22 protein-coding genes are annotated in these 22,904 nt (G+C 71.1%); 10 read left to right on the top strand and 12 right to left on the bottom strand.

The window, feature by feature from the left end; genetic code table 11:
• Positions 1-78: 78 nt before the first annotated feature.
• From ACFY6U_RS19080 to ACFY6U_RS19065, 4 genes are read right to left on the bottom strand one after another with little or no spacing between them, the layout of a single operon-like run.
• Positions 79-1,044, bottom strand: a complete 966-nt coding sequence (locus tag ACFY6U_RS19080; protein ID WP_390039610.1) for a PDR/VanB family oxidoreductase — start codon at positions 1,042-1,044, stop codon at positions 79-81.
• A gap of 19 nt (positions 1,045-1,063) precedes the next feature.
• On the bottom strand, positions 1,064-2,254 hold the full coding sequence (locus ACFY6U_RS19075; protein ID WP_390039608.1) for an acetyl-CoA C-acyltransferase: 1,191 nt from the start codon (positions 2,252-2,254) through the stop codon (positions 1,064-1,066).
• A 29-nt stretch (positions 2,255-2,283) separates the two neighbouring features.
• Positions 2,284-2,889, bottom strand: coding sequence for a histidine phosphatase family protein (locus ACFY6U_RS19070; RefSeq protein ID WP_390039606.1), 606 nt, complete (start codon positions 2,887-2,889; stop codon positions 2,284-2,286).
• Positions 2,890-2,927: 38 nt separating this feature from the next.
• A complete protein-coding gene (locus tag ACFY6U_RS19065; RefSeq protein WP_390039604.1) occupies positions 2,928-4,466 on the bottom strand; it encodes an AMP-binding protein in 1,539 nt (512 codons plus the stop codon).
• Between the two features lie 194 nt (positions 4,467-4,660).
• On the opposite strand from ACFY6U_RS19065, the gene ACFY6U_RS19060 reads away from it, so the two are divergent.
• The 3 genes from ACFY6U_RS19060 (at position 4,661) to ACFY6U_RS19050 (ending at position 7,532) form a co-directional block, all read left to right on the top strand.
• Entirely contained in the window at positions 4,661-5,899 is a 1,239-nt protein-coding gene (locus ACFY6U_RS19060) for an acyl-CoA dehydrogenase family protein (RefSeq protein WP_390039602.1), read from the top strand.
• A gap of 67 nt (positions 5,900-5,966) precedes the next feature.
• Positions 5,967-6,731: an SDR family NAD(P)-dependent oxidoreductase gene (locus ACFY6U_RS19055; protein WP_390039600.1), complete on the top strand. Its 765-nt coding sequence runs from the start codon at positions 5,967-5,969 to the stop codon at positions 6,729-6,731.
• Between the two features lie 3 nt (positions 6,732-6,734).
• Positions 6,735-7,532, top strand: coding sequence for a ThuA domain-containing protein (locus tag ACFY6U_RS19050; protein WP_390039598.1), 798 nt, complete (start codon positions 6,735-6,737; stop codon positions 7,530-7,532).
• A gap of 36 nt (positions 7,533-7,568) precedes the next feature.
• Here the strand turns inward: ACFY6U_RS19050 and ACFY6U_RS19045 are convergent, their stop codons facing one another.
• From ACFY6U_RS19045 to ACFY6U_RS19030, 4 genes are read right to left on the bottom strand one after another with little or no spacing between them, the layout of a single operon-like run.
• Positions 7,569-8,612, bottom strand: a complete 1,044-nt coding sequence (locus ACFY6U_RS19045) for an NAD(P)-dependent alcohol dehydrogenase (protein WP_390039596.1) — start codon at positions 8,610-8,612, stop codon at positions 7,569-7,571.
• A complete protein-coding gene (locus ACFY6U_RS19040; RefSeq protein ID WP_390039594.1) occupies positions 8,609-9,745 on the bottom strand; it encodes an ABC transporter permease in 1,137 nt (378 codons plus the stop codon). The genes ACFY6U_RS19045 and ACFY6U_RS19040 overlap by 4 nt, the downstream gene beginning before the upstream one ends.
• A gap of 27 nt (positions 9,746-9,772) precedes the next feature.
• Positions 9,773-11,284 (bottom strand): sugar ABC transporter ATP-binding protein, encoded by a 1,512-nt coding sequence (locus ACFY6U_RS19035; protein ID WP_390039592.1) that lies wholly within the window; start codon positions 11,282-11,284, stop codon positions 9,773-9,775.
• Positions 11,281-12,423 (bottom strand): sugar ABC transporter substrate-binding protein, encoded by a 1,143-nt coding sequence (locus ACFY6U_RS19030; RefSeq protein WP_390039590.1) that lies wholly within the window; start codon positions 12,421-12,423, stop codon positions 11,281-11,283. Before ACFY6U_RS19030 ends, ACFY6U_RS19035 begins: the two co-directional genes overlap by 4 nt.
• A gap of 450 nt (positions 12,424-12,873) precedes the next feature.
• On the opposite strand from ACFY6U_RS19030, the gene ACFY6U_RS19025 reads away from it, so the two are divergent.
• The 4 genes from ACFY6U_RS19025 to ACFY6U_RS19010 are packed head-to-tail and all read left to right on the top strand — an operon-like array spanning position 12,874 to position 15,849.
• Positions 12,874-14,280 (top strand): SRPBCC family protein, encoded by a 1,407-nt coding sequence (locus ACFY6U_RS19025; protein WP_390039588.1) that lies wholly within the window; start codon positions 12,874-12,876, stop codon positions 14,278-14,280.
• 8 nt (positions 14,281-14,288) lie between these two features.
• Positions 14,289-14,591, top strand: a complete 303-nt coding sequence (locus ACFY6U_RS19020; RefSeq protein WP_390039586.1) for a 2Fe-2S iron-sulfur cluster-binding protein — start codon at positions 14,289-14,291, stop codon at positions 14,589-14,591.
• Between the two features lie 6 nt (positions 14,592-14,597).
• Positions 14,598-14,813 carry a transposase gene (locus ACFY6U_RS19015; RefSeq protein WP_351488019.1) on the top strand — a complete coding sequence of 72 codons (216 nt, stop codon included), beginning with the start codon at positions 14,598-14,600 and terminating at the stop codon, positions 14,811-14,813.
• 4 nt (positions 14,814-14,817) lie between these two features.
• Entirely contained in the window at positions 14,818-15,849 is a 1,032-nt protein-coding gene (locus tag ACFY6U_RS19010; RefSeq protein ID WP_390039584.1) for an NADP-dependent oxidoreductase, read from the top strand.
• Between the two features lie 52 nt (positions 15,850-15,901).
• On the opposite strand, the gene ACFY6U_RS19005 is transcribed toward ACFY6U_RS19010, so the two are convergent.
• The 4 genes from ACFY6U_RS19005 to ACFY6U_RS18990 all read right to left on the bottom strand — a co-directional run bounded on the left by ACFY6U_RS19005 (position 15,902) and on the right by ACFY6U_RS18990 (position 20,159).
• Positions 15,902-16,216 carry a putative quinol monooxygenase gene (locus tag ACFY6U_RS19005; protein WP_390039582.1) on the bottom strand — a complete coding sequence of 105 codons (315 nt, stop codon included), beginning with the start codon at positions 16,214-16,216 and terminating at the stop codon, positions 15,902-15,904.
• Positions 16,217-16,286: 70 nt separating this feature from the next.
• Positions 16,287-18,023 (bottom strand): PEP-utilizing enzyme, encoded by a 1,737-nt coding sequence (locus ACFY6U_RS19000; protein WP_390039580.1) that lies wholly within the window; start codon positions 18,021-18,023, stop codon positions 16,287-16,289.
• A gap of 31 nt (positions 18,024-18,054) precedes the next feature.
• Positions 18,055-18,846, bottom strand: a complete 792-nt coding sequence (locus ACFY6U_RS18995) for an SDR family NAD(P)-dependent oxidoreductase (protein ID WP_351564154.1) — start codon at positions 18,844-18,846, stop codon at positions 18,055-18,057.
• A gap of 29 nt (positions 18,847-18,875) precedes the next feature.
• Entirely contained in the window at positions 18,876-20,159 is a 1,284-nt protein-coding gene (locus ACFY6U_RS18990) for an aromatic ring-hydroxylating dioxygenase subunit alpha (RefSeq protein ID WP_390039578.1), read from the bottom strand.
• A gap of 155 nt (positions 20,160-20,314) precedes the next feature.
• Between ACFY6U_RS18990 and ACFY6U_RS18985 the strand changes: the two genes are divergently transcribed.
• The 3 genes from ACFY6U_RS18985 (at position 20,315) to ACFY6U_RS18975 (ending at position 22,900) form a co-directional block, all read left to right on the top strand.
• On the top strand, positions 20,315-20,770 hold the full coding sequence (locus tag ACFY6U_RS18985) for a VOC family protein (RefSeq protein WP_390039576.1): 456 nt from the start codon (positions 20,315-20,317) through the stop codon (positions 20,768-20,770).
• Positions 20,771-20,867: 97 nt separating this feature from the next.
• Positions 20,868-21,869, top strand: a complete 1,002-nt coding sequence (locus ACFY6U_RS18980; RefSeq protein ID WP_390039574.1) for a thiamine pyrophosphate-dependent dehydrogenase E1 component subunit alpha — start codon at positions 20,868-20,870, stop codon at positions 21,867-21,869.
• Positions 21,870-21,874: 5 nt separating this feature from the next.
• On the top strand, positions 21,875-22,900 hold the full coding sequence (locus ACFY6U_RS18975; RefSeq protein ID WP_351487998.1) for an alpha-ketoacid dehydrogenase subunit beta: 1,026 nt from the start codon (positions 21,875-21,877) through the stop codon (positions 22,898-22,900).
• Positions 22,901-22,904: the final 4 nt, after the last annotated feature.

Raw genomic sequence — 22,904 nt, 5'->3', positions numbered from 1 at the left:
GGCCTTCCCGGACGGAGCGGGGTACTGCTGACGCGGAAATACTAGGACGTCCTAATAAATTGCTGGAGGTGATCGCCGTCACAGGTCGAGGACCAGGCGCGGCCCGCACGAGCGGGAGACGCAGATGAGCATGGTGTCGCCGGCGGCCCTCTCGTCCTCGGTCAGCAGCGAGTCGCGGTGGTCGGGCTTGCCGTCGAGTACGTCCGTCTCGCAGGTGCCGCACGTGCCTTCACGGCACGAGAAGTCCACCGCGACGCCTGCCTCCTCGACGGTTTCGAGCACCGAGCGGTCCGGCGGCACGGTGAGGGTGAGCCCGGAGCGGGCGAGCACCAGCTCGAAGGCCTCGGCCGGGCCCGCCCCCGTTGTCTGCGCCGGGGCGAACCGCTCGATGCCCAGCGTGCCGGGGGGCCAGCCCGCGCACTGCTCCTGTACCGCTCGCAGCAGGGGTTCGGGACCGCAGGCGTGCACGAGGGTGCCCTCCTCGGGTACGCCGAGATGGGCGGCGAGGTCCAGCAGGCCGTACTCGTCCTGCGGACGGATGAGCACGCGGTCCCCGTGCGGGGCGAGACGGTCGAGGAACGCCATGGAGCTGCGTGTGCGGCCGCCGTACAGCAGAAGCCAGTCGTCTCCCGCGGCCTCGGCGGCCTCGACCATGGGAAGGACGGGCGTGATGCCGACGCCGCCGGCGATGAACAGATGGCGTGCGGCGGGCCGCAACGGGAAGGTGTTCCGCGGTCCGCGGACGCGCACGGTGGTGCCTGCGTACAGGTTGTCGTGGACGTACGCGGAGCCGCCCCGGCTCCGCGGCTCGCGCAGCACGGCGATCTGCCAGGCCGCACGGTCGGCCGGGTGCCCGCACAGGGAGTACTGACGGATCAGGGCGCCGTCGTCGCCGTCCAGGAGTACGTCGATGTGGGCGCCCGGCGTCCAGGAGGGGAGCACACCGCCGTCGGGGCGGCGCAGGGTGAGGGAGACGACGCCGTCGGCGGCGGTGGTGCGGGTCGCCACGGTGAGGGTCGTCCAGGCGGGCAGTTGGTCGTTCATGGTGGGTCAGCTCCGGGGTTCAGGCCTGCGTCGGCACATGAAGCAGCAGCGCGTCGCCCTGGCCGCCGCCCCCGCACAGGGCCGCCGCTCCGCTGCCGCCTCCGCGCCGTCGCAGCTCGGTCGCGAGGGTCAGCACCAGCCGGGCTCCGGTCATGCCGACCGGGTGCCCGAGCGCGATCGCGCCGCCGTTGACGTTCACCTTGTCCAGAGGGATGTCCAGCTCCCGTACGGAAGCCAGGGCCACTGAGGCGAACGCCTCGTTGATCTCGAGCAGGTCCAGATCGGCGCACTTCAGCCGGCCGTCCCGGGACAGGGCGTCGCGGACCGCGCCGGCAGGCTGGACGAGCAGCGAGGGGTCGGGGCCCGCGACCGTGCCGTAGGCGCCGATCTCGGCGAGCGGGGTCAGGCCCTCCCGGCGGGCGCGCTGCGCGCTCATCACCACGACGGCCGCGGCGCCGTCGGACAGCTGTGACGAGTTGCCCGCGGTGATGGTGCCCGCGCCGGAGAAGGCCGGCTTGAGCCGCCCCAGGCTCTCTTCGGTGCTCCCCGGCCGTACGCCCTCGTCGGTGTCGACCACCGTCTCGCCCCGGCGTCCGGTCACGGTGACAGGGGTGATCTCCTTGGACAGCGCACCCGACTCCTGCGCGTGGGCGGCCCGTTGATGGGACAGCGCGCTGTACTCGTCCTGTTCCTCGCGCGTCAGGGCGTACGGCTGCTGGTACCGCTCGGTGGCCGCTCCCATGGAGACGCCGTCGAAGGCGCAGACGAGGGCGTCACGGTCGAGAGCGTCGTCCACCGCGGCCGAGCCGTACTTCCAGCCGGTGCGTGAACCGCGCAGCAGGTGCGGGGCGCCCGACATGGACTCCATGCCACCGGCGACGACCACCTCGTGACGGCCGGAGGCGATCATGAGGTCGGCCAGGGCGATGGCGTGCAGACCGGACAGGCAGAGCTTGTTGACGGTGCTCGCGGGGACGGTGAACGGAATGCCGGCGCGGATGGCGGCCTGCCGTGCCGGGTTGGGGCCGGCCCCGGCCTGCACGACGTGGCCCATCACGACGGCTTCCACGGCTGCCGGGTCCAGGTGCACGGCGGCCAGCGCCGCGCCGATGGCGTGGGCGCCGAGGCCGACCGCGGACACGGTGCTCAGGGTGCCCATCAGCTTGCCGATGGGTGTCCTTGCTCCGGCGACGATGACGGATCCGGGCATGGCCGGGACCTCCTGGAAGTGGGATGGAGTCAGGCGGCCGCGTCGACGGCACGTCGGGCGATCATGTGGGCCGTCTCGTTCACCGAGTGCAGAACGATCCGGCCGCCGGGCATGCGCCGCACCCGGCTGACGGACGTGTAGCCGGGGTGGAACCAGAACATCGTGGGCAGGCCGAGCACCGTCGCCAGGTAGGTGTTGGTGATGCCGCCGTGGCACACGGCGGCGACCCGCCCGCGGGGATGGGCGTCAAGGATGGTGTCCATGGCCCGTACGGCACGCGCGCGGAAGGCGTCCCAGTCCAGATCGGGCACGAAGTCCTCGTAGCGTCCCTCGGCGAGTGCCGCCGCGCGGGGATCCTCCGCGCCGATCTGCTCCGGTGGCAGGTAGGGGTGGGAGACGTCGGTGTCCCACTCGCGCAGGTCGTCGAGGACGGTGGCGGTCATGGCGGTGAGCCGTTCCAGGGGAGCCACCGTCTCGCGGGCACGCTTGAACGGGCTGGTGTACAGGGCGTCGACGTCCTCGTGCACGAGCCAGGCGGCGAGACGCTCCGCCTGGGCGCTGCCCTCCGGCGACAGCCCCGGGTCGAACACGCCCGCCAGGGGGAGGCCGTGCCGGATGAGGAGGAGTTCGGTCATGGTGATCCTTCGTACGCGTGAGGGGCGGGCGGGTCGGCTCAGCCGGCGATGGTCCGTTCCGAACGCCAGTAGGGGCGGCGCATCGCACGCTTGTCGAGCTTGCCCATCGCGTTGCGCAGCAGCTCGGGGACGAACTCGTACGACTTCGGGCACTTGTAGGCGGCGAGGCGGTCGTGGCAGAACCGGTCCAGCTCTTCGGCCGGCGGCGTGTCCGCCGCGGCCACGACCAGCGCCCGCAGCGACTCGCCGAAGTCCGGGTCGGGCACGCCGATGACCGCGATCTCGGCGACCGCCGGGTGCTGCCGCAGGACCGCCTCGCTTTCGGCCGGGTACAGGTTCACGCCGCCGGAGACCACGACGTCCGCGGCCCGGTCGGTGATGAAGATGTAGCCGTTCGCGTCGACGTAGCCGATGTCGCCGAGCGTGAAGACGCCGGGGGAGAGATAGGCGGACCTGGTCTTTTCCGGGTCCGCGTGGTAGCGGACGCCCTGGTCCTCCGGAGCCCGGAAGGCCAGCAGTCCGCGTTCGCCGGGCGGCAGTTGCCGGCCGTCGTCGTCGGTGACCAGGACCTCGAACGGGGGCCGGACCCGCCCGACCGAGCCTGGGTGCGCCAGCCACTCGGCGCTGCTGATGCGGGCCACCGTTCCCGCCTCGCTGGCGCCGTACGACTCGGTCAGCACCGGGCCGAACCACTCGATCATGGCTCGCTTCACGTCCGGCGGACAGGCGGAGCCGGTGTGGGAGACCTGCCGCAGGCTGGAGACGTCGTAGCGGGCGCGGGCTTTTTCCGGGAGGGCGAGCAGCCGTTGGAAGTGGGTGGGCACCATCACCGTGGAGGAGACTCGCCACATCTGCACTCGGCTGAGGAACGTTTCCGCGTCGTACCTGCCGAGGACGACCACCGGTTGACCGGCCGCCAGATGCCGCAGTGAGGTCAGTGGCGCGTTGTGCTGAAGGGGGCCGCACACCAGGTGCGGTCCCGGCGGGAATCCCGGCCGGGCGGCCATCGCGGCGAGGTAGGCGGAGCTGTCGGCGACCGGGCCGCTCACCCAGCGCACCTCGGTGCCGCGCGCCCGCCCGGTGGTTCCCGAGGTGTAGACGAGCGGAGGCCGGGCGGGCCGGTCCGTCGGGACCGTGCGCCCGGCGGGCGCCGCCGCGAGCCATGCGTCCCAGGCGAAGGCGTGCCCGATCGCCGGGGTTCCGTGCATCACGACCGGAAGGCCCAGTTCCCGGGCCGCGTCGAGGGCGGCGCCCGCGCCCACGGGTCCGGCGATGATTCCGGTCACGCCCGCGTCGATGATCTGGTCGACGAGTTCGCCCGACGTGAGGTTCCGGGACGCGGCCACGGTCCCCACCCCGGCACGCAGGCCCGCCAGATGGGCCACCAGCGTCGGGATCGCGTTGTCGCCGAGGACGGCGATCCGGTCGTCGGGGCCGGGCGCGAGCTCCAGCAGCCGTGCCGTCGCCCGCGCCACCTGGTCGGCGAGGCCCGACCAGGACAGCACGCCCAGGTCGTCCGCCAGGGCAGGCTCGTCGGGTGTCTCCTGGGCGCGACGGTCGAGTGGCAGCAGCGACATTGGCTCCTCCGGCGGCTCCTCGGCCTCTCCCGATTCGAGGGGAGAGGGGATGCGGAGACTGTAGCGTTTATCAAGAAAGTACGGAACACTCTGATCCCAGACGCAGTCATTCCCCATGTTTCAGCAGTTGGTGGGCTGCACACCCCGATCACTGTTACTGAAACTGTCGTCTGGTAAGTGTCCTAGGAGGAGCCATGTCCCAGCCCGATCCGGACGCATGGCGCACGCAGGTTCGCCAGTGGCTGGCCGGCGTGCTCGAACCGGCGCGGGCGCCGCAGTCCGCCACCGGGGCCGCCGACCTCGCCGTGTTCCACAATCTCCCGGAGGACGAGGAGCGCCTGCTGCTGGAGCGCTGCCGCGTCTACCAGCGGGCCCGCTTCGACGCCGGGTACCAGGCGCTGACCCTCCCCGTGGACAAGGGCGGCGCGGGCCTGACCGCCGCCCACGTGGCGGCCTTCGCCGAGGAGGAGTCGGCCTTCGATGTGCCGGCGTCCACCGAGCTGATCAGCGTCACCGTGCGCCTGGTCGCGATGGCCGTCTCCCTGTTCGGGACGGCCGAGCAGCGTGAGACGTACGCGCGCGGGTTCCTGCGCACCGACCTGCTGGCCTGCCAGCTCTTCAGCGAACCCGGTGCCGGATCGGACCTCGCGGCCCTGCGCACCCGCGCCCGGCAGGAAGGCGACGCGTGGGTGATCGACGGTCAGAAGGTGTGGACCTCGGGCGCGCAGTTCGCCGACTACGGTCTGCTGCTCGCCCGCACCGACCCGGACGTGGTCAAACAGGCCGGGATCACCGCCTTCCTGGTCCCGATGGACGCCACCGGGGTGGAGGTGCGCCCCATCCGTCAGATGAGCGGCGGCGCCTCCTTCAACGAGGTCTTCCTCAGCGGCGTCCGTGTTCCGGACCGGCTGCGGATCGGGCGACCGGGCCAGGGCTGGGAGGTCGCCACCACCACCCTCGCCTTCGAGCGGACCGCGTCCGGCGGCGGCAACCGTCGCAAGGGCGGCACTTTCGCGGACGTCCTCGCACTCGCCCGCTCCCTCGATCGCACCGAAGACCCGCTGGTCCGCCAGCGCCTCGCCGACCTGTACGTACGCGCCGCCCTGCGCGCGGCCACCGTGGACCGCGTCGCCAGGACGAGCGCCGCCGGCGGCCGGCCGGGCCCGGAGTCGTCGCTGACCAAACTCATGGCCTCCGACCTGCTCACCCGCACAGGACAGGTCGCCGCCGAGCTGATGGGCGCGCGGATCAGCGCCGACACCGGGGAGGCGGGCACCTTCGCCTGGGCGCAGCACCTGCTCGGCGCACCCGGCTACCGGCTGGCCGGAGGCACCGACCAGATCCAGCGCAACCTGATCGGCGAACGGGTGCTGAAGCTGCCGCCCGAGCCGCGGGTGGACCGGGTGCCGTTCTCGCAGCTTCCCGGCAACTGAGGCACCAGGACCTTTTCGGCCGTCGCATTCGGCCGTCGCATTGGGCAATCACAAAGGAGTGACATCGATGGATCTGGGACTGACAGGCGCGAAGGCGCTGGTGACCGGCGCGAGCCGGGGCATCGGCCGGGCGATCGCCACCACTCTGGCGGCCGAGGGCTGTGCGCTGGCGCTGTGCGCCCGGGGCGAAGAAGGCCTGGCCAAGGCCGCGGCCGAACTGCGGGCCGAGGGAGCCACGGTGTTCGCGGAACCGGTCGACGTCACCGACCCGGCTGCGCTCGCGGGCTTCGTGGAGCGGGCGGCCGGTGAGCTCGGCGGCCTGGACCTGCTGGTGTCCAACGTGTCCGCGGGCAATGTGAAGGGCCCCGAGTCCTGGGAGGCCAGCCTGCGCGGCGACCTGATCCCGTTCGCAGGACTCGTCGAGGCGGCCCTTCCGCACCTGGAGACCTCCGACCGGGCCGCCGTCGTCGCCATCGGCACCACCAACGCCTCCGACACCGCGCGCCCGGCCGGCGCCAACTCGTACTCCGCGCTCAAGGCAGCTGTGGTCCAGCACGCCTCGGCACTCGCGCACGCCCTCGCGCCGAAGGGCATCCGCGTCAACACCGTCTCCCCCGGCCCGATCGACTTCCCCGGCGGCGCCTGGGAGACCATCCGCACCAGCCGCCCGGAGGTGTACGAGGAGGTGCTCGCCAGGCTTCCGATCGGCCGTTACGGCACCGCGGCGGACGTGGCCTCGGCGGTGGCGTTCCTGCTCGGTCGGACCGGCTCCTTCTGTGTCGGGGTCAACCTCGTGGTGGACGGCGGGCTGCTGACCCGCGTCCAGTACTGAGCCGTGGCGGGCCCGGTCGGCCGCCTGGACGCCGTACTGGTCTGCGGCGGCCGCTGGCACGACTTCGACTACGCGCGGCTCCGGCTGCTGGAGATGCTCGGGGAGCATCCACGGGTGCGCACCACCGTGTATCAGGACTACGACTGCGTGGCCGCACTCGAGAGGGCCGACCTGCTGGTCACCTACACCTGTGACGTCCGGCCCCGCCCGGCGCAGGGGGCCGCACTTGCACGGTTCGTCGAGCGGGGCGGCCGCTGGCTCGCCCTGCACGGCACCAACTCGGTGATCGAGCCGTCGACGAGTGGCGGGCCGCGGTTGTTCACGACCCCGCGGCTCCTGGGGGAAGTGGCGCCGGTGCTCGGCAGCCAGTTCCTGGCCCATCCGCCGATCGAGCCGTACGAGGTGCGCGTCACCCGGCCCGGCCATCCGCTGGTCGCCGGGATCGGCCCGTTCACGGTCACCGACGAGCTGTACGTGTGCGAGCTGCACGGGGAGTTGGAGGTGCTGCTGCACGCCGAGTACACGGGGCCGTGCCGCGGTTTCGCCGAGGGCGACACGGCGGCCCTCGACGGCGCGCCCCGACCGGTGCTGTATCTCAAGCGGCACGGTCTCGGCGAGGTCTGCTACTTCACCCTCGGGCACTGCAGGGGCCGTTACGACGTACAGGACCTGGGCGTGGACGACACCGGCCGGGTGGACCGGGGGCCGTGGGAAACGCCGGAGTTCATGACGGTGCTGCGGCGGTGCGTGGAGCGGACGGTGAGTGGGCGAAACCCGGCAGAGGAGCGGGCCGACACCTGAGCGGGACTCGGGCGCCGGCCCTGCACGGGGCGCGGCTCAACCGTGTGGCAGTACCACCGCGCGGCCGTTGATGTCGCCGGCGTGCAGACGCTCGTAGGCCGCGGGCGCCTCGTCGAGGGGGAAGGTCTCGACGTGGGACGAGATCAGGCCCTGCCGCGCCAGCTCGACGACCTCCATGAGTTCCGGGCGACTGCCCCAGTACGGGAACGAGGCGGAGACCTCGAACGGCAGCCCGCCGCCGAAGCCGACCGCCAGGGTGCCCCCACCGATGCCGACGATCGTCACGTCGCCCGCCACCGCCACCGACGCCGCGGCCACCGCGAGCGTCGCCTCGGCGCCCACGAAGTCCAGCACCACTTCCGCTCCGGTCCCGCCGGTGAGCTCCCGGACCCGTGCGGCCGCCGCGCCGTCGGAGAGGAGCGTCTCGTGGGCACCGACGGCGTGTGCCAGCTCGAGCTTCTCCTTGCTCACGTCGAGAGCGACCACCCTCGCCGGTGTCAGAGCGCGGAGCAGCTGTACGGCGAGGTGACCCAGGCCTCCGACACCGATCACCACCGCCGTGCTTCCCGGGACCAGTTTGGGCAGTGACTTCCTGATCGCGTGATAGGGCGTCAGCCCCGCGTCGGTGAGCGGGGCGGCCTGCACCGGGTCCAGTCCGTTCAGCGGCACCAGGTGGTGGGGCGAGTCCACCAGCATGTACTCGGCGAGAGCACCGGGGGCGCCGAGTCCCGGCGGCAGGATGCCGAGCCCGGCAGCACGATGGCAGGAGTTCTCCTTGCCCTGGGCGCAGTTGTGGCAGTGCCCGCAGCCCCACGGGCCGTACACCGCCACGTCGTCGCCTTCCGCCACTGCAGTGACACCGCTGCCCACGGCCGCGACCGTGCCGACACCCTCGTGGCCGAGGGTCATCGGCAGCGGGTAGGGGAACTGCTCCTCGGGCCAGCCCATGACCGCCAGGTCGGAGTGGCACAGCCCCGCCGCCGTCACCTTCAACAGCACCTGGCCCGGGCCCGGTCCGGGCACGGGAACGTCGACGACCTCGGGGGCGTGTCCCACCGTCCGGTACTGCACAGCCTTCATGGTCGGATCTCCTTGCCGGTGACAGGCGGGGGGCCGCTCTCCGCGGGCGTCTCGGCGCCGGAACTCGAGGGGATTCCCTTCCGGCGGCGCAGCACGGCAGGCAGGGCGATCCGGCCGCCCGTGAGGACCAGCGCCACGATGAGGACCGAGCCGGTGAACAGGCTCGCGGCCCACTGCGCGCTGGTGGCGAGTCCGAGTCCGGTGATGCCCGTACCGAGCAGGAGGACCGCGAGCACCGTGCCCCAGGCGTTGAAGCGGCCCGCGCGCAACTGGGTCGCCCCGACGAAGGCGGCGGCGTACGCCGACAGCAGATACGGGGTGCCCGCGGTCGGCGAGCCGGATCCGACCGAGGACGCGAAGACGATGCCGGCGAAACCGGAGAGCAACGCGGAGGCCACCAGGGTCAGAAAGCGCAGTCGGTGGGTGCGTACGCCCTGCAGCCGGGCCGCGTCGGCGTTGAAGCCGGTCGCGTACAACCGGCGCCCGGTGGCGGTGTGTTCCAGCAGGAACCAGATGGCGAGCGCGGCGAGCAGCAGATACAGCACCGGCAGGGTGATGCCGCCCGTGTCCAGCTGGGCGATGCTCGCGAACGGCTTGGCGAGCAGCTGCACCCCGGTGATGGAGCTGTCGTCGGTGACCATGGTGATCAGTGACTGGATCAGCGCGCCGGTGGCCAGGGTGGCGATGAACGAGTCGACGCGCAGGACCACCACCACGATCCCGTTGACGACTCCGATCAGCAGCGCGGCGGCCATCGCCAGGGTGATCGCCGCGCCGGGACCGAGTCCGGCGGAGACCAGGAAGCGGGCGGTCAGCACGCTGGTGAGCGACATGGTGTAGGCGACCGAGAGGTCGAAGACGCGTGCGGCCAGTGGCGGTACGACGCTGAGTGCCACCAGGCCGGCCACGGCGTTGCCGTTCAGTACCTGCTTGACCGTGATGGTGGTCGGGAACGTGTCCGGCGCCCACACGGAGAAGAGCACGACGATGACCAGCCACACGTATACGGCGCCGATGTTCCGGAACGACAGGGCGGCCACCGCCCGTCGGCCCAGTGCCCCGGGGACGAACACCGCGGACCTTTGTGGTGCGGACGGCGGCAGCTCCGCCGCCCGTGTCGGTGTGGATGTCATGTCAGAGAGTCCCTTCCAAGGCTCATGTCACTCGGTTCCTTCCATGGCGTGCACGAGCGCGGACTCGGTGATGTCCCGGCCACTGATCTCCCGTGCGATCCGGCCGTCGCGCACCACCAGGACGCGGGTGCACAGCGCGAGCAGGTCCTGCGTGTCGGAGGAGCACACGATGACGCCCATGCCCTCGTCGGCCTGACGCTCTATCAGGTCGTACAGCTGCAGGCGGGTGGCGACGTCCACGCCCGCCGTGGGTTCGCACAGCGCCAGCACCGGCGGGCGCTGTGCCAGACAGCGGGCCATGACGACCTTCTGCTGGTTGCCGCCGCTCAGGGTGGTGATCCGCGCCCCGGGTCCTGCCGTGCGCACCCCGACCCGCCTGATCCAGTCCTCCGCCAGGGCGGACTCGCGGCGCCGGCGCAGCCGCCCGGCCCGGGCGCGCAGCCGGTGCAGGAGCGGGAGGGTGAGGTTCTCGCCGACCGAGAAGTCGCCGATCACTCCCTCGACCGCCCGGTCCGCCGGGACCAGGGGAAGGCCCAGCGCGCCGGCGTCACGCGCCTCGGTCCACCGCTCGGAGCGTTCCGGCAGCCGCAGCCTGCCGCTCACCGGCCCGGCATGGGCCCCGCACACCACGTACGGCACGATCTCGTGGCCGGCGCCGACCAGACCGGTGATGCCCAGACGCTCACCCCTTGCCAGGTCGAGGTCGACTCCCCGCAGGGGCCCGGCCCACAGGTCACGCACCTCCAGCACCGGGTCGGCGGGACCGGCGGAGGGTGCCGGGCGGTGGTCGGTCTCCGTCTCCTCGCCCGCCATCAGTTCCGCCAGCGAGCGCGGAGTGAGCTCGGCGACCCGGCGTGTGGCGATCCGGCGTCCGCCGCGGATGACGGTGACCCGGTCGGCGAGGGCGAAGATCTCGTCCATCCGGTGCGAGACGTACAGGACGCCGGCGCCGGCGTCGCGGACCTCCCGCACGATGTCGAAGAGGCGGGCCACCTCGCCGGGCGGCAGCACGGCGGTGGGCTCGTCGAGCACCAGGACACCGCGGCCGCCCTCCCAGCCCTGCAGCGCGGCGGCGATGGCCACCACCGCGCGCTGCACGGGGGTCGCCGTCACCAGGGGGCGGCGCACGTCGATACCGAGTCCGAACCGTTCGATGAGGGTGGTCGTGCGTCTCTCCATCTCCGGCCAGCGGATGTTGCCGAACGCCGTGCGGGCGAAGCCGTGGCTGAGCGCCAGGTTGTCGATGGCGTTCAACTCGCCCACCAGCCCCAGCTCCTGGTGGACGAAGCGGAGCCGGTCGTGGCGGGAGGCCGTGACATGGCCGAGGTCGAAGGGCTCGCCGTCGAGTTCGGCCACCGCACCCGGCTCCGCGGGGTGGAAGCCGGCGAGGATCTTGATGAGGGTGGACTTGCCGGAGCCGTTGGGCCCGATGAGGGCGTGGATCTCGCCGGGCGCGACCTCGAGGTCCACGTCCCTCAGGGCCTGGGTGCCGCCGAATCTCTTCGACAGGGCGGCCACGCGCAGTACCGGCCCGGTCAACTCAGGCCCCAGAGCGCCTTGAACTGCTTCTGGTAGCTCTCGACGATCGGGAAGTCGCCGTCGGCGGAAGGCAGGTTGTCCTTGGTGACGAGCATGTTGGGCAGCGCCGCCTTCTGGTCCACGGCCATGGACTGGCCGGTGAAGTGCCGGGCCAGGGCGTCGACCTGGAGCCAGGCCGTCTCATGGGAGTTCAGCGCCATCGCGCCGTCGGTGAGACCGCTCTGGATGTACTCGTAGTTCTGCGCGTCACCGACGTTGACCACGATGTGCTTGCCGGTGAGGCCGGCCGTCTTCAGCGCGGCGGGCACGCCCACGTTGAGCAGGCCCAGGGAGAAGACGACATGGGTCACCTTCGGGTGTGAGCGGAGATACGACACCACGCGGTCCGGCATGTCCTTTCCCACCGCGGTGATCGGCACGTCGACGTTGTCCAGCGCACAACCGGAGCACCAATCCTTGTAGTTGGCCGCGAAGGAGTCCTTGACGGGCTTGAGGATCGTGTACGCCGGCAGATCGAAGTACACGGTGTTCGCCTGGGCGCCGCTGTTCGACACCACCCACGAGGCGAGCATCCGGCCCTGGACGCCGACGTCCTTCGGTCCGTTCTTCAGCAGGGAGATGCCGTCGCCGACCACGTCGTCGGCGTTCGACTGGATGACGGGGATACCGGCCGCCTTCAGCTGTGCCAGCTGCTTGGCGTAGACGGCACGCGGGAAACCGGAGGCGACGACGGCGTCCGGCTTGTCGCGTACGGCCTGTTCGTAGGCGGCCTGGACGGACTCCGGCGTGCCCTGGGTGGCGATCTGCTCGACCTTCCAGCCGAGTTGTCCCGCGGCTTCGGTGAAGAAGTCGGCGAGGTCCTTGCAGGACTGGACGCCGCACAGGATGAAGTCGATCTTCTTGCCCGTGGGGATCTTCTTGCCGACCGGCTGGGTGACGGAGATCGCGGCGGGGCGCTGCGCGTACGACTTCAGAGCCGCGCGGGCCGCCGTCAGGCCGGGCGATCCGGGCGCCGCCGCCTGCGAGGAGCCGGCGGCCGGGGTGGTGGCACTGCCGCACGCCGCAAGGGTGAGCAGGGCAGTGACAGGGACGATCGCGGTGAGGGCGCGGCGGACCGCGCGACCGGGTCTGGAACTCATCGTTGAGTACTCCCGTGGTGTGGCGCCTGGGCTGCCGCGGCCCGCGTCGCTTCCGCGTGTGCGGTGGTCGGCTCCGGTCAGGCGGATCGATGCCGTGCCGTCCCGGGGCGGGACGGCACGCAAGAGGTGCCGGGGGATACAGGGCTGCGTCGATCGCCGGCGTGGGGTACGGCGCGGGCCTCCGGGGTGAGACCCCCGGGGCGCTGGGGCCGGGACGGGCAAAGACCGTTCCGGAGACGGAGAAACTTGTGAGGAACTACAGCCTCAAGTGGGTCGGAGTGTGACACGCCCCGGCGTCCTTGGGGAGAGGGCCGCCGCAAGAAAATCCAGGATCTCAGAACGATTCCCCCATGACCTCGGGAGATGCGGGTTCATTCACCGTCGCGAGTGTTGCTCCTGAACGCGACCCGTAACTACACTCACTCTAAAGTTTCTGCCGGAGGAGAGATGATGGACGAAACATCGGAGCTGGGCACGGCGCGGTGCCCCGGGCCCAGCGTCCAGGACTACCTCGACCGGGACAGCCGCCCTGTTCCCCCCGCCCTGAGGTACGAGAGGAACGACCACCTCGGCAGCGAGGACATCGACACCGCCCGCTTCACCTCCCGCGCATGGGCTGAACGCGAGATGAGGCAGGTCTGGCGCCGCGTCTGGCAGTTCGCCTGCCTGGAGAGCGAGATTCCCGAGGTCGGCGACCACGAGGTCTACGAGATCGGCGACGACTCGCTCATCGTCGTGCGCACGGCCCCCGACGAGATCCGGGCCTTCGTCAACGTGTGCCTGCACCGCGGACGCAAACTGCGCACCGGCGGCGGCAACGTCAGCGAGTTCCGCTGCTCGTTCCACGGCTTCGCCTGGAACCTCGACGGCACGATGCAGACCCCGCCCTGTGCCTGGGACTTCCCGCACGTCACCCCGGAGAAGTTCGCCCTCCCCGAGGCCCGGGTGGCCACCTGGCGCGGCTTCGTCTTCATCAACATGGACCCGTACGCGGAGTCCTTCGACTCCTACCGCGGCACCTTCGACGACTACTACATCTGGCCGCTGGAGAACCGCTACAAGTCGCTGCACATCGCCAAGGTGCTGCCCTGCAACTGGAAGATCGCGCAGGACGCGTTCATCGAGTCCTTCCACGTGATCGCCACGCACCCGCAGATGCTGCCGTGGCTCGCCGACGCCAACTCCCAGTACGACGTCATGGCGGACCAGCCGAACTGGAACCGGATGATCAATATCCAGGGCGCGCCCAGCCCGCACGTGGCGGACTCCGTCACGGAGGAGGACGTCCTCGAGACGTTCTACGACTCGCGCGCGTTCTACGCCGCGGCCCAGGGCCGTGACCTGGTGATGCAGGAGGGCGACGAAATGCCGGCGATCCCGCCGGGCGGCACCGCCCGCCAGGTCCTCGCCGAGCGGATGCGCGCGCAACTGGCGGCCACTTCGCAGCAGGACTTCTCGCAGACCGCCGACACCGAACTCCTGGACGCCATCAACTACTTGCTGTTTCCCAACTTCAACCCCTGGGGCGGCGCCAAGTCCAACATCATCTACAGGTTCCGGCCCAACGGCCTGGACCCGGACTCCTGCACCGCGGAGATCATCTTCATGTCCTCCCCGAAGCAGCCCGGCGACATGCCGCCCCCCGTGAAGATCCGCTGGGTGCCGGAGGACATGCTCTTCGCCGACGTCCCCGAACTCGGCGTGCTCGGCCCCGTCTTCGACCAGGACTGCGAAAACCTCCCCTACGTCCAGCAGGGCCTCAAGGCGATGCGCAAGCCGGGCATCACCCTGGCCAACTACCAGGAGAGCCGCATCCGCCACTTCAACCGGACGCTCGATCAGTGGATGGACAAGTGACCCACCGCGTGGCGGTCAGACCCCTGGGCGTCGAGCTCGAAGTCCTCGACGGCGAGGACCTGTTCACCGCCGCCCAGCGGCTCGGCTACCGCTGGCCCACGGTCTGCGGCGGCAAGGGCACCTGCCGTACCTGCTTCGTCCAGGTGGAGGAGGGCGCCGAGAACTGTTCCCCGGTGGGCGCGTTGGAGCGCGAGGGCATCGAGGCCCTGCGCAGGCCGGTGGACGGCCTGACCCGGCTCGCCTGCCGGCTCCGGGTCGAGGGCCCGGTGACCGTGACCAAGCGCGGCGTGCGCCGCCGAGTGCAGGAGTAAGGCCCCATGTCCAAGCAAGTGATCCATCCGTTGACCGGGCATGTGTACCGGCTCACCGAGGACGGTCTGGTCGAGGTGACCGACCCCGGGACGGGGGCGCAGGGCGTCTTCGACTTCCAGGCCCGGTGGCAGTCGGGCGAACTGCGCCACGCCGACCTTCAGATGGCCGGCTGGGTCGGCCGCCTCGCACAGCGGCGCACCCCGCCTCGGCCGGAGGGGTGACGCCGTGTCCCCGCGCACCACCCGCGTGGTCTGTCTGGTACGCCGCCCCGAAAAGGAGCCGGCCCCCGGTGACTTCACCGTCGAGGAACGCCCCTTGCCACCCCTCGGTCAGGACCAACTCCTCGTCCGCAACCTCTACATGAGCGTCGACCCGTCCATGCGCGGGCGGCTGGAGAGTACCGAGAAGCACTACACGCACAACTTCACCCCCGGATCACCGCTCGACGGCCGGGCCCTCGGTGTCGTGGAGGAGAGCCGCTGTCCCGGCGTGCCGCCCGGTGCCTACGTCCGCCACCAACTCGGCTGGCGGGAGCGGGCCGTGCTGGACGCGGCGGACACCGACGGAGCGGATCGCATCGACCCTCGACTCGCCCCGCTGCCCACCTGGCTGGGGCTGCTCGGCCAGACCGGATTCACCGCGTACGTGGGCCTGACCCGGATCGCGGCGCTGCGCCCCGGCGACACCGTCTTCGTGTCGGCGGCGGCCGGGGCCGTCGGCACCGCCGCCGGCCAGTTCGCACGCCTGCTGGGCGCGGACCGAGTCGTCGGCACCGCAGGCGGGCCGGACAAGTGCGCCCTGCTGGTCAAGGAGTTCGGCTACGACGCCGCCGCGGACTACCGTGCCGAGCCGGTGCGCGACGCCCTGGCCCGGATGGCACCCGACGGCATCGACGTGTACTTCGACAACGTCGGCGGAGAGCAGCTCGCCGCCGCCCTGCACGCGCTGCGGACCGGTGGCCGGGTCGCCCTGTGCGGCATGATGTCGCAGTTCGGCGGCGCCCGACGGACCGTGGACATCAACCATTTGATCCAGGCGGTCCTCAAACGGCTGACGCTGTGCGGTTTCATCGTCCGCGACCACGACGACCTGCGGCCGGAGTTCGAGCAGCGCGTCGCGGGCTGGCTCGCCGAGGGCCGGATCACCGCGCGCGAGACGGTCGTGGACGGCCTGGAGAACGCCGCGGCGACGCTGCTGTCCCTGCTCGGCGGCGGAAACGTCGGCAAGATGCTGGTCAGCCTGGGCGATTCCGGCTGAACGGCACTCGTCCGGCAGGCTGAAACGGCGCCCCCGGCCGGAGGGCGCCGTTTCAGCGCATGGGGTGTGACGCGGCGACGGTGTGGGCCGTCAGGGAGACCCCGACTCGGGTCAGCCCCGCCACGGCTGCCCGGAAGTCCTTGATGTGCGCGGTGGTGAAGTGCTCGTCGAGGGCCTGCCGGGAGGACCAGTGCTCGTACACCCGGATACGCCGCTCGTCGGTGGGATCGGCGGTCATGGCGTAGTCCAGACAACCGGGTTCCTGCTCGCGGGTGCGCCGGCCCAGCTCGACGAGGGCCGTCAGCATGCCGGCGCGGTCGTCGGGCTCGTAGTCCATCCAGCCGGCGACGATGACTTCCTCAGCCACGGGATTCCTTTCGCGGTCGTGCCCGCGGGCCCGTCGCCCCGGTGCAGGGGAGCGACGGACCCGCGGTGTCTCAGATGCCCAGCGGCGCCGGAACGCTGTCCACGGTGACCGTGCCCCTGTCACCGTCGACCGTGATCACCATCCCGTCCCGCAGGCGCTGTGTCCCGCCCTCGACGGAGATGACGGCCGGGATGCCCAGTTCGCGGCAGACCACCACGGCGTGGCTGTTGAGCGCGCCCACGTCGACCACGGCCGCTCCGGCGACCAGGAACAGCGGGGTCCAGGCCGCGTCCGTGATCGGCGCGACCAGCACCTCCCCGGGCTCCAGCGCCTCGCACGAGGCCGGGTCGGTGACCACCCGCACGCGGCCCGTGTAGGTGCCGTGGCTGCCGCCCACACCGCCGAGGACATCACCCTCGACGGCTGCCTGCGTCCGCTCCTCGGCGCGCCGCGGCCAGGTGCCGACGTCGGTCTGGGCGTCGTCCGCGACGAAGAACGGCGGTTCCAGGTCGTGCAGGGCGGCGTACTCCTCGAGTCGCCGCGCGATGACGGGGCCGAAGGACTCCGGGGCGGCGACATAGTCGTTGAGCTCGGTGTCCAGAAGCATCATCACGTCCTCGGGCCGGGCGAAGAGGCCCGCCTCGACGCCGCGGCGACCGAGCTCCCGTACGGCCATGCGGATCTCGTTGACGACGGTGACGCAGTTCGCCTTGGTGCGTTCGCGGGCCGGGATCCACACCTGGGAGGCGTGCATGCCGGCGTCGAACATGGGCTGTGTCTCCTCGGGCAGCACGGCCCGGATCTCCTGCGCCGTCCGCTCGCGCCGTTCGGTCAGCCGTGCGCGGCGGGCGGCGGGGGAGTCGTCGTCGGGACTGTGGCGGATGCGGTCGACCAGGGCCAGCGCCTGGACGGGCGCCGCCTCCCAGGACAGCGCGTGGATGTCCCACTCGTTGGGGCCGCGGTCGCCCGACTCGGCCAGGAACTCCTCGAACGCGTCGCGGAACGTCTTGACGTCGCCGGTCGCCCCGTCGAGGGCCTGCTCCACGGCGGCCGGACCCCGGTCGAACAGCGCGCTCAGCTCGGCCGAGGCCGCCACCTGGCGGGACAGTGTCCACAACCCGGTCGAGGGGGAGGCGGAGTCGACGTCGCCGAGACCGCCGATGAGATCCAGCATGGCGCCGGGTCGGTCCACGCTCGCGCACAGCGGGCCGAGGATCGCCGGTCCGACGGACGCGGGCAGCGAGGACTCGACGTGCCGCTGGAAGGTCGTCTCCACCTCGTCCAGCAACGACCGTGCGTACGCCACCAGTTCGGCCTCGGACAGCCGTGTCGGGTCGGGCCGGGAGCGGCGCAGTGCGCGCAGACGCCGCCGGTCGGCGTCGGCCTCCGGGAAGCTGCTCTGGCCGAGCATCCGCTGTAGTGTCCCGCCCGCTTTGGCGGTCAGCTCCTCGTCCTGGTCGTCCGGGTGCGCCAGGTACACCGGCGTGTCGGAGCGCTGTCCGACGAAGGCCGCGTCGATCTGGTCCGCCGTCTGGCCCATACGGATGCCGAACAGCCGCATGTGGGACAGGTTGAGGTAGAAGTGGCCGCCGAACATGCCGACGAACGGCGGTCGGGGGCCGGCGACCTCCTCCTCGCGGTAGATGCCGAACCCGACGAAGCCGCGACGCCAGCCCTGCAGGCCCTGCCCCCACACCAGGGTCCAGCCCAGCGGGCTGGCGGGTTCCGGCAGCGTCTCACCCGCGTTGGCGCGGGTGTAGTGCGGCAGCCGCTCACTGCGCTGCCAGTCCGTGATCCAGCTCTTCATGACCCAGGTCTCCCGCTGTCCGTACCCGCGCCTACCACTGCGCCGTTCCGCCGTCGACGCTGATCAGCGCGCCGGTGATTCCTGTGCCGGCCTCACTCGCGAGCAGCGAGGCGACAGCCGCGATCTGCTCCACCGTGGTGATCTTCTTGGTGGCGGCGTGCTCGGCGAAGCGGCTCAGCCACTCCTCGTAACTGATGCCCTCGGCCTCGGCCGCGGCCGGCCCCGCGGCACGCATCAGGTCGGTGTCGACGGCGCCGGGGCAGATGGCGTTGCAGGTGATGCCCTGGGTGCCGTACTCGAAGGCGGTCGCCTTGGTCAGGCCGTGGATCGCGTGCTTGTTGGTGATGTAGTGGCTGATCCCCGGCTTGTTGGCCTGCTTGCCCTCGACGGAGGAGATGTTGATGATGCGGCCCCAGCCGTGCTCCAGCATCTTCGGCAGCGCCCGGCGGGTGCCGTAGAAGTAGCCGTTGACGTTCAGTTTGAGGGCGTCGTGCCATGCCTCGTCGCTGAGCTGGTGGATGGGGGCGAAGCCGGAGCTGCCGCCGACGTTGTTGACCCAGATGTCGAGCCGGCCGAAGCGCTCGGCGGCGAAGTCGGCGAGGCCCTCGATGTCCTCCTGGCTGTTGGCGTCGCAGGGGTGGAAGACGGCCCGGTCCCCGGCGCCCATCTCCTCCAGGGCCTGCTTGCCCTTGATCTCGGAACGGCCGCTTATGACGACCGTGGCGCCGTCGGCCACGAAGGCCTCGGCGATGGCACGGCCGATGCTGCGCGTGCTGCCCGTGATCACCGCGACACGTCCGTCGAGGCTGCCCGTAGCCACCATGCTGTTCTCCCGCGAGTGTCGTTGGTTCGTCACCTGGTGGCTCTGGCGGCCTGGGCGCCGTCTTCCAGGTGTTGGTGGATGGTGCGGTGGAGGTGCTGGAGTCCGGGCTCGTTGCGTCCGAAGACGAATTCGGTCCCGTCGAGGGCCTTCAGACCCTGCTGGACTCCGTAGGTGGTCGCGTAGTCCTCGTCGCGGACCACCTCGTGGAACCACTCGCCGAACCGGTCGGCGGCCTGGCGCTCCTCCTCGCTGACCGCCGGCTCCCGCAGCAGGATGATCTGCTGGGTCACCGACTCGGTGGCCGTCCGCGGCAGCACCAGGGAGACGGCGATCTTCTGGCGCCAGCCGCCGGCGATCGCGAGGCCCGGGAAGAGCCAGTAGATGGGCCCGACGCAGTCGCCGGGATCGCGTTGGTCCGGGGGCAGTTCGACCGCCTGCGCGATGGGGCGCAGAGCCGGTGCGATGCGCTGGTGGGGGCCCCAGGTGTCGTGGGCCATCATGTTGGAGAGGTTCGTCTCGAACACCGTCTTCGGGTGCAGCGAGGCGAAGTGGTACGTCTCCAGATATCCGTCGAGGGTGACCTTCCAGTTGGGACTGGTCAGCTCGCGGGTGGCGTAGTGGTGGCACTCCGCCAGCCGGAGCCCCTCGAGGAGCGGCTGCAGATCGCCCAGCCAGGCGTCCAGGTCGGGCTCGGCCGCCGGGGCCAGCGAGACGAAGACGATCCCCGCCCGCTCCCCGGCAGGAAGCCTGACCAGGCTGCGCCCCTCGCGTGGAACGTCGCCGAAGGTCTTCTCGGCGTAGACGCCCCGCAGTTCGCCGGCCAGGTCGTACGACCACGAGTGGTACGGGCAGGTGAGCCGCCTCGACACCCCGCAGCCGGGTTCGAGGAGCTTGGCTCCCCGGTGCCGGCAGGCGTTGATCATCGCGTGTACGGCGCCCTGGCGGTCCCGGGTGATCAGCACGGGGATGCCGAGCACGTCGATCGCCTTGTAGGTGTTCGGACCGGGCAGCTCGCAGGACATGGCGAGCGGCAGCGGGACGCTCCGGTGGACGGCGTCCGTCTCGCGTTGCCAGCGGTCGGCGTCGAGGTAGTTGGCGATGGGTTCCGTCCACTGACCGTCCGCCTCGTGCGTCGTGTTGGCGCGGTAGTGCGCCATCACGCGCTCGACGAGTTCGGCGGCCTCCCGCCGCATCGTCAGGGACGCGGCGTCGGTGGACCGGACCTGGCTGATCCACGAGGAGTATTCGGGGGCCGAGGGCGGGTTGCGGTCGGCGTCTGTCTCCCGGATCTCCGGCGAACTGGTCTGGACCACGATGTCCTCACAATCCTCCCAGCCGCGAGCCGGTGACCGGCTTCGGAATGCGACAGCTGGGCTGTGTCCGAAACTGCAACAGGACTTAGTGTGGTCTGTCAATAGAAAGTGGCGAAGTTTCGGCTCGGTCTCCCGTAGGGGTGGGTGCGATGGTCATGGTCCGACCGTTCGAGGTGGGCGTGGTGGTACGGGACTTGGGGTCGATGGAGCGCTTCTACCGCGACGTGATCGGTTGTCGCGCCGTGCACCGTTCGCGCGTACCGGTGGGTGTGGGCGGCCCGGCCGGACTGGGCGGCGAGGTGGTCGTCGTCTGGCTGCAGGTGCCCTCCGGGGGATGCGTCAAGCTGATTCTTCCCTCGTCGCCCGCGGTGCCGGCCCGCGCGGCGCATCCACTGGCCGGACGTCAGGGGCTGTCGTATCTCACCTTCCATGTCGACGACGTGGACCCGGTGGTGGCGGCGCTGGGGGCCGCCGGTGCCAAGCCCCTGTCGGACCCGGTCGTCGTCCGCGCGCACGGTCGGCGGATCAGCTTCTGGACGGATCCGGAGGGTAACGCGGTGGAACTGGTGGACGGTCGGGGCGAGGAGTCGGGTCCGGGGCGTAGTAATTAGAGAGCCCGTTCAGTAAGGTGCCTGGTGCTGGTTACTGTAGACAGACACTAGAAAGTCCACGTGTGTGGCACACCTCCCTCGGGCGAAGGGGCGGACGATGGCTCAGAAGAAGTCGGCCGATGCGGCCGCGCACCAGGTATCCGCGCAGGTCATCAGGGATCTGCACGAGCGCATGGTGCGCATCCGGCTGTTCGAGACCGAGGCGGGCAAACTCATGGAGGCGGGCAAACTGCCCGGCTTCCTGCACCTCTACGTCGGCCAGGAAGCCGTGGCCGCCGGCGTCATGGCGGCCCTGCGCGACGACGACCAGATCACCTCCACCCACCGGGGTCACGGGCACGCCGTGGCCAAGGGCGTCGGCCTCCGCGAGATGTACGCCGAGCTGTACGGACGCGTCACCGGCGCCTGCCTCGGTCGCGGCGGCAGCATGCACATCAACGACCTCACCCGCGGCATGCTCGGCGCCAACGGCATCGTCGGGGCGGGCGTCCCGATCGCCGTGGGTGCCGCCTTCGCCGCCCGGTACAAGGGCGAGGACAGCGTCGCCGTGACCTTCTTCGGCGACGGCGCCACCAACATCGGCGCCTTCCACGAGGGCGCCAACATGGCCGCGATCCTCGGCCTGCCCGTCGTCTTCGTCTGCGAGAACAACGGCTACGCCGAATTCACGCCACAGTCCGGGCACATGCTGCTCACCGACGTGGCCGACCGGGCCGCCGCCTACGGCATGCCCAGCGTGATCGTCGACGGCATGGACGCGCTCGCCGTCCACCGCGCCGCCGCCGACGCCGTCGAACGGGCCCGGGCCGGCGAGGGCCCGATGATGATCGAGGCCAAGACCTACCGCTACTTCGACCACCAGGGCGTCAAGGGCCTCCGGCACCCCTACCGCTCGGACGAGGAGGTCGCCGAGTGGAAGGCCCGCGACCCCATCGACCTGCTGGAGACCCGGGCCGTCGCCGACGGCGCCGCGACCCGCGCGGATCTCGACGACGTATGGCAGCGCACTCGCGACGAGATCGCCGAGGCCGTCGCGTACGCCGAGGCGAGCCCGCTGCCCGACCCCGCCGACCTGCTGCTCAACGTCTACTCGGGATGACCGCCATGACCACCACCACCGAAGCACCGGCCGTCGCCCCGAACGCCGCGGCCCGCAAACTGACCTACGTCAAGGCCTTCAACGAGGGACTCGCCCAGGCCATGCGCGAGGACGAGAACGTCTTCGTCGCCGGCGAGGACGTGGCCGGATACGGCGGCGTCTTCCGCATGTTCGACAACCTGCTGGACGAGTTCGGCCCCCGCCGCATGATCGACACCCCGATCTCCGAGGCCGCCCTCGTCGGCCTCGGCGTGGGCGCCGCCGCCCGCGGCCTGCGCCCCGTCGTCGACCTCATGTTCATGGACTTCATCGGCGTCTGCCTCGACCAGATCGTCAACCAGGCAGCCAAGATGAAGTACATGTTCGGCGGCGCGCTGTCCGTGCCGCTCACCATCACCACCGCCTCCGGAGCCGGCCTCGGCGCCGCGGCCCAGCACAGCCAGAGCCTGGAGGCCTGGCTGGCCCACGTGCCCGGCCTCAAGGTCGTCATGCCGTGCGACGCGTACACCGCCAAGGGCCTGACCGTGTCGGCCATCCGGGACGACAACCCGGTCGTCGTCATGCTCAACAAGGTCCTGCTCGGCAGCGCCGGCGAGGTGCCGGAGGAGATCTACGGCATCCCGCTGGGCCAGGCGCACACCGCGCGCCAGGGCAGCGACGTCACCGTGATCGCCTTGGGCCGCATGGTGGGGGAGGCCCTCGCGGCGGCCGGCGAACTCGCGGCCGAGGGCGTCGAGATCGAGGTGATCGACCCGCGCACCGTGCAGCCCCTGGACACCGAGACGATGTTCGCCTCCGTCCGCCGCACCAACCGGGTGCTCGTGGTGCACGAGGCCGTCACGTTCGGCGGGCTCGGCGCGGAGATCGCCGCCCAGATCCAGGACGCCGCCTTCGACCACCTGGACGCGCCGGTTCTGCGCATCGGCGCTCCCTTCTCGCCCGTTCCCTTCTCCCCGGTCCTCGAGAGGGCGTACGTCCCCGATCGCACCCGGATCGCCCAGGGCTGCCGGCGTCTCCTCGAAAGGTCGTGACCGA

Origin of the sequence: Streptomyces sp. NPDC013157 (assembly GCF_042899865.1) — a bacterium.
GTDB lineage: Bacteria > Actinomycetota > Actinomycetes > Streptomycetales > Streptomycetaceae > Streptomyces.
Note: the sequence above shows the minus strand (reverse complement) of the source record. Positions and strands in the feature narration are given on the sequence as shown.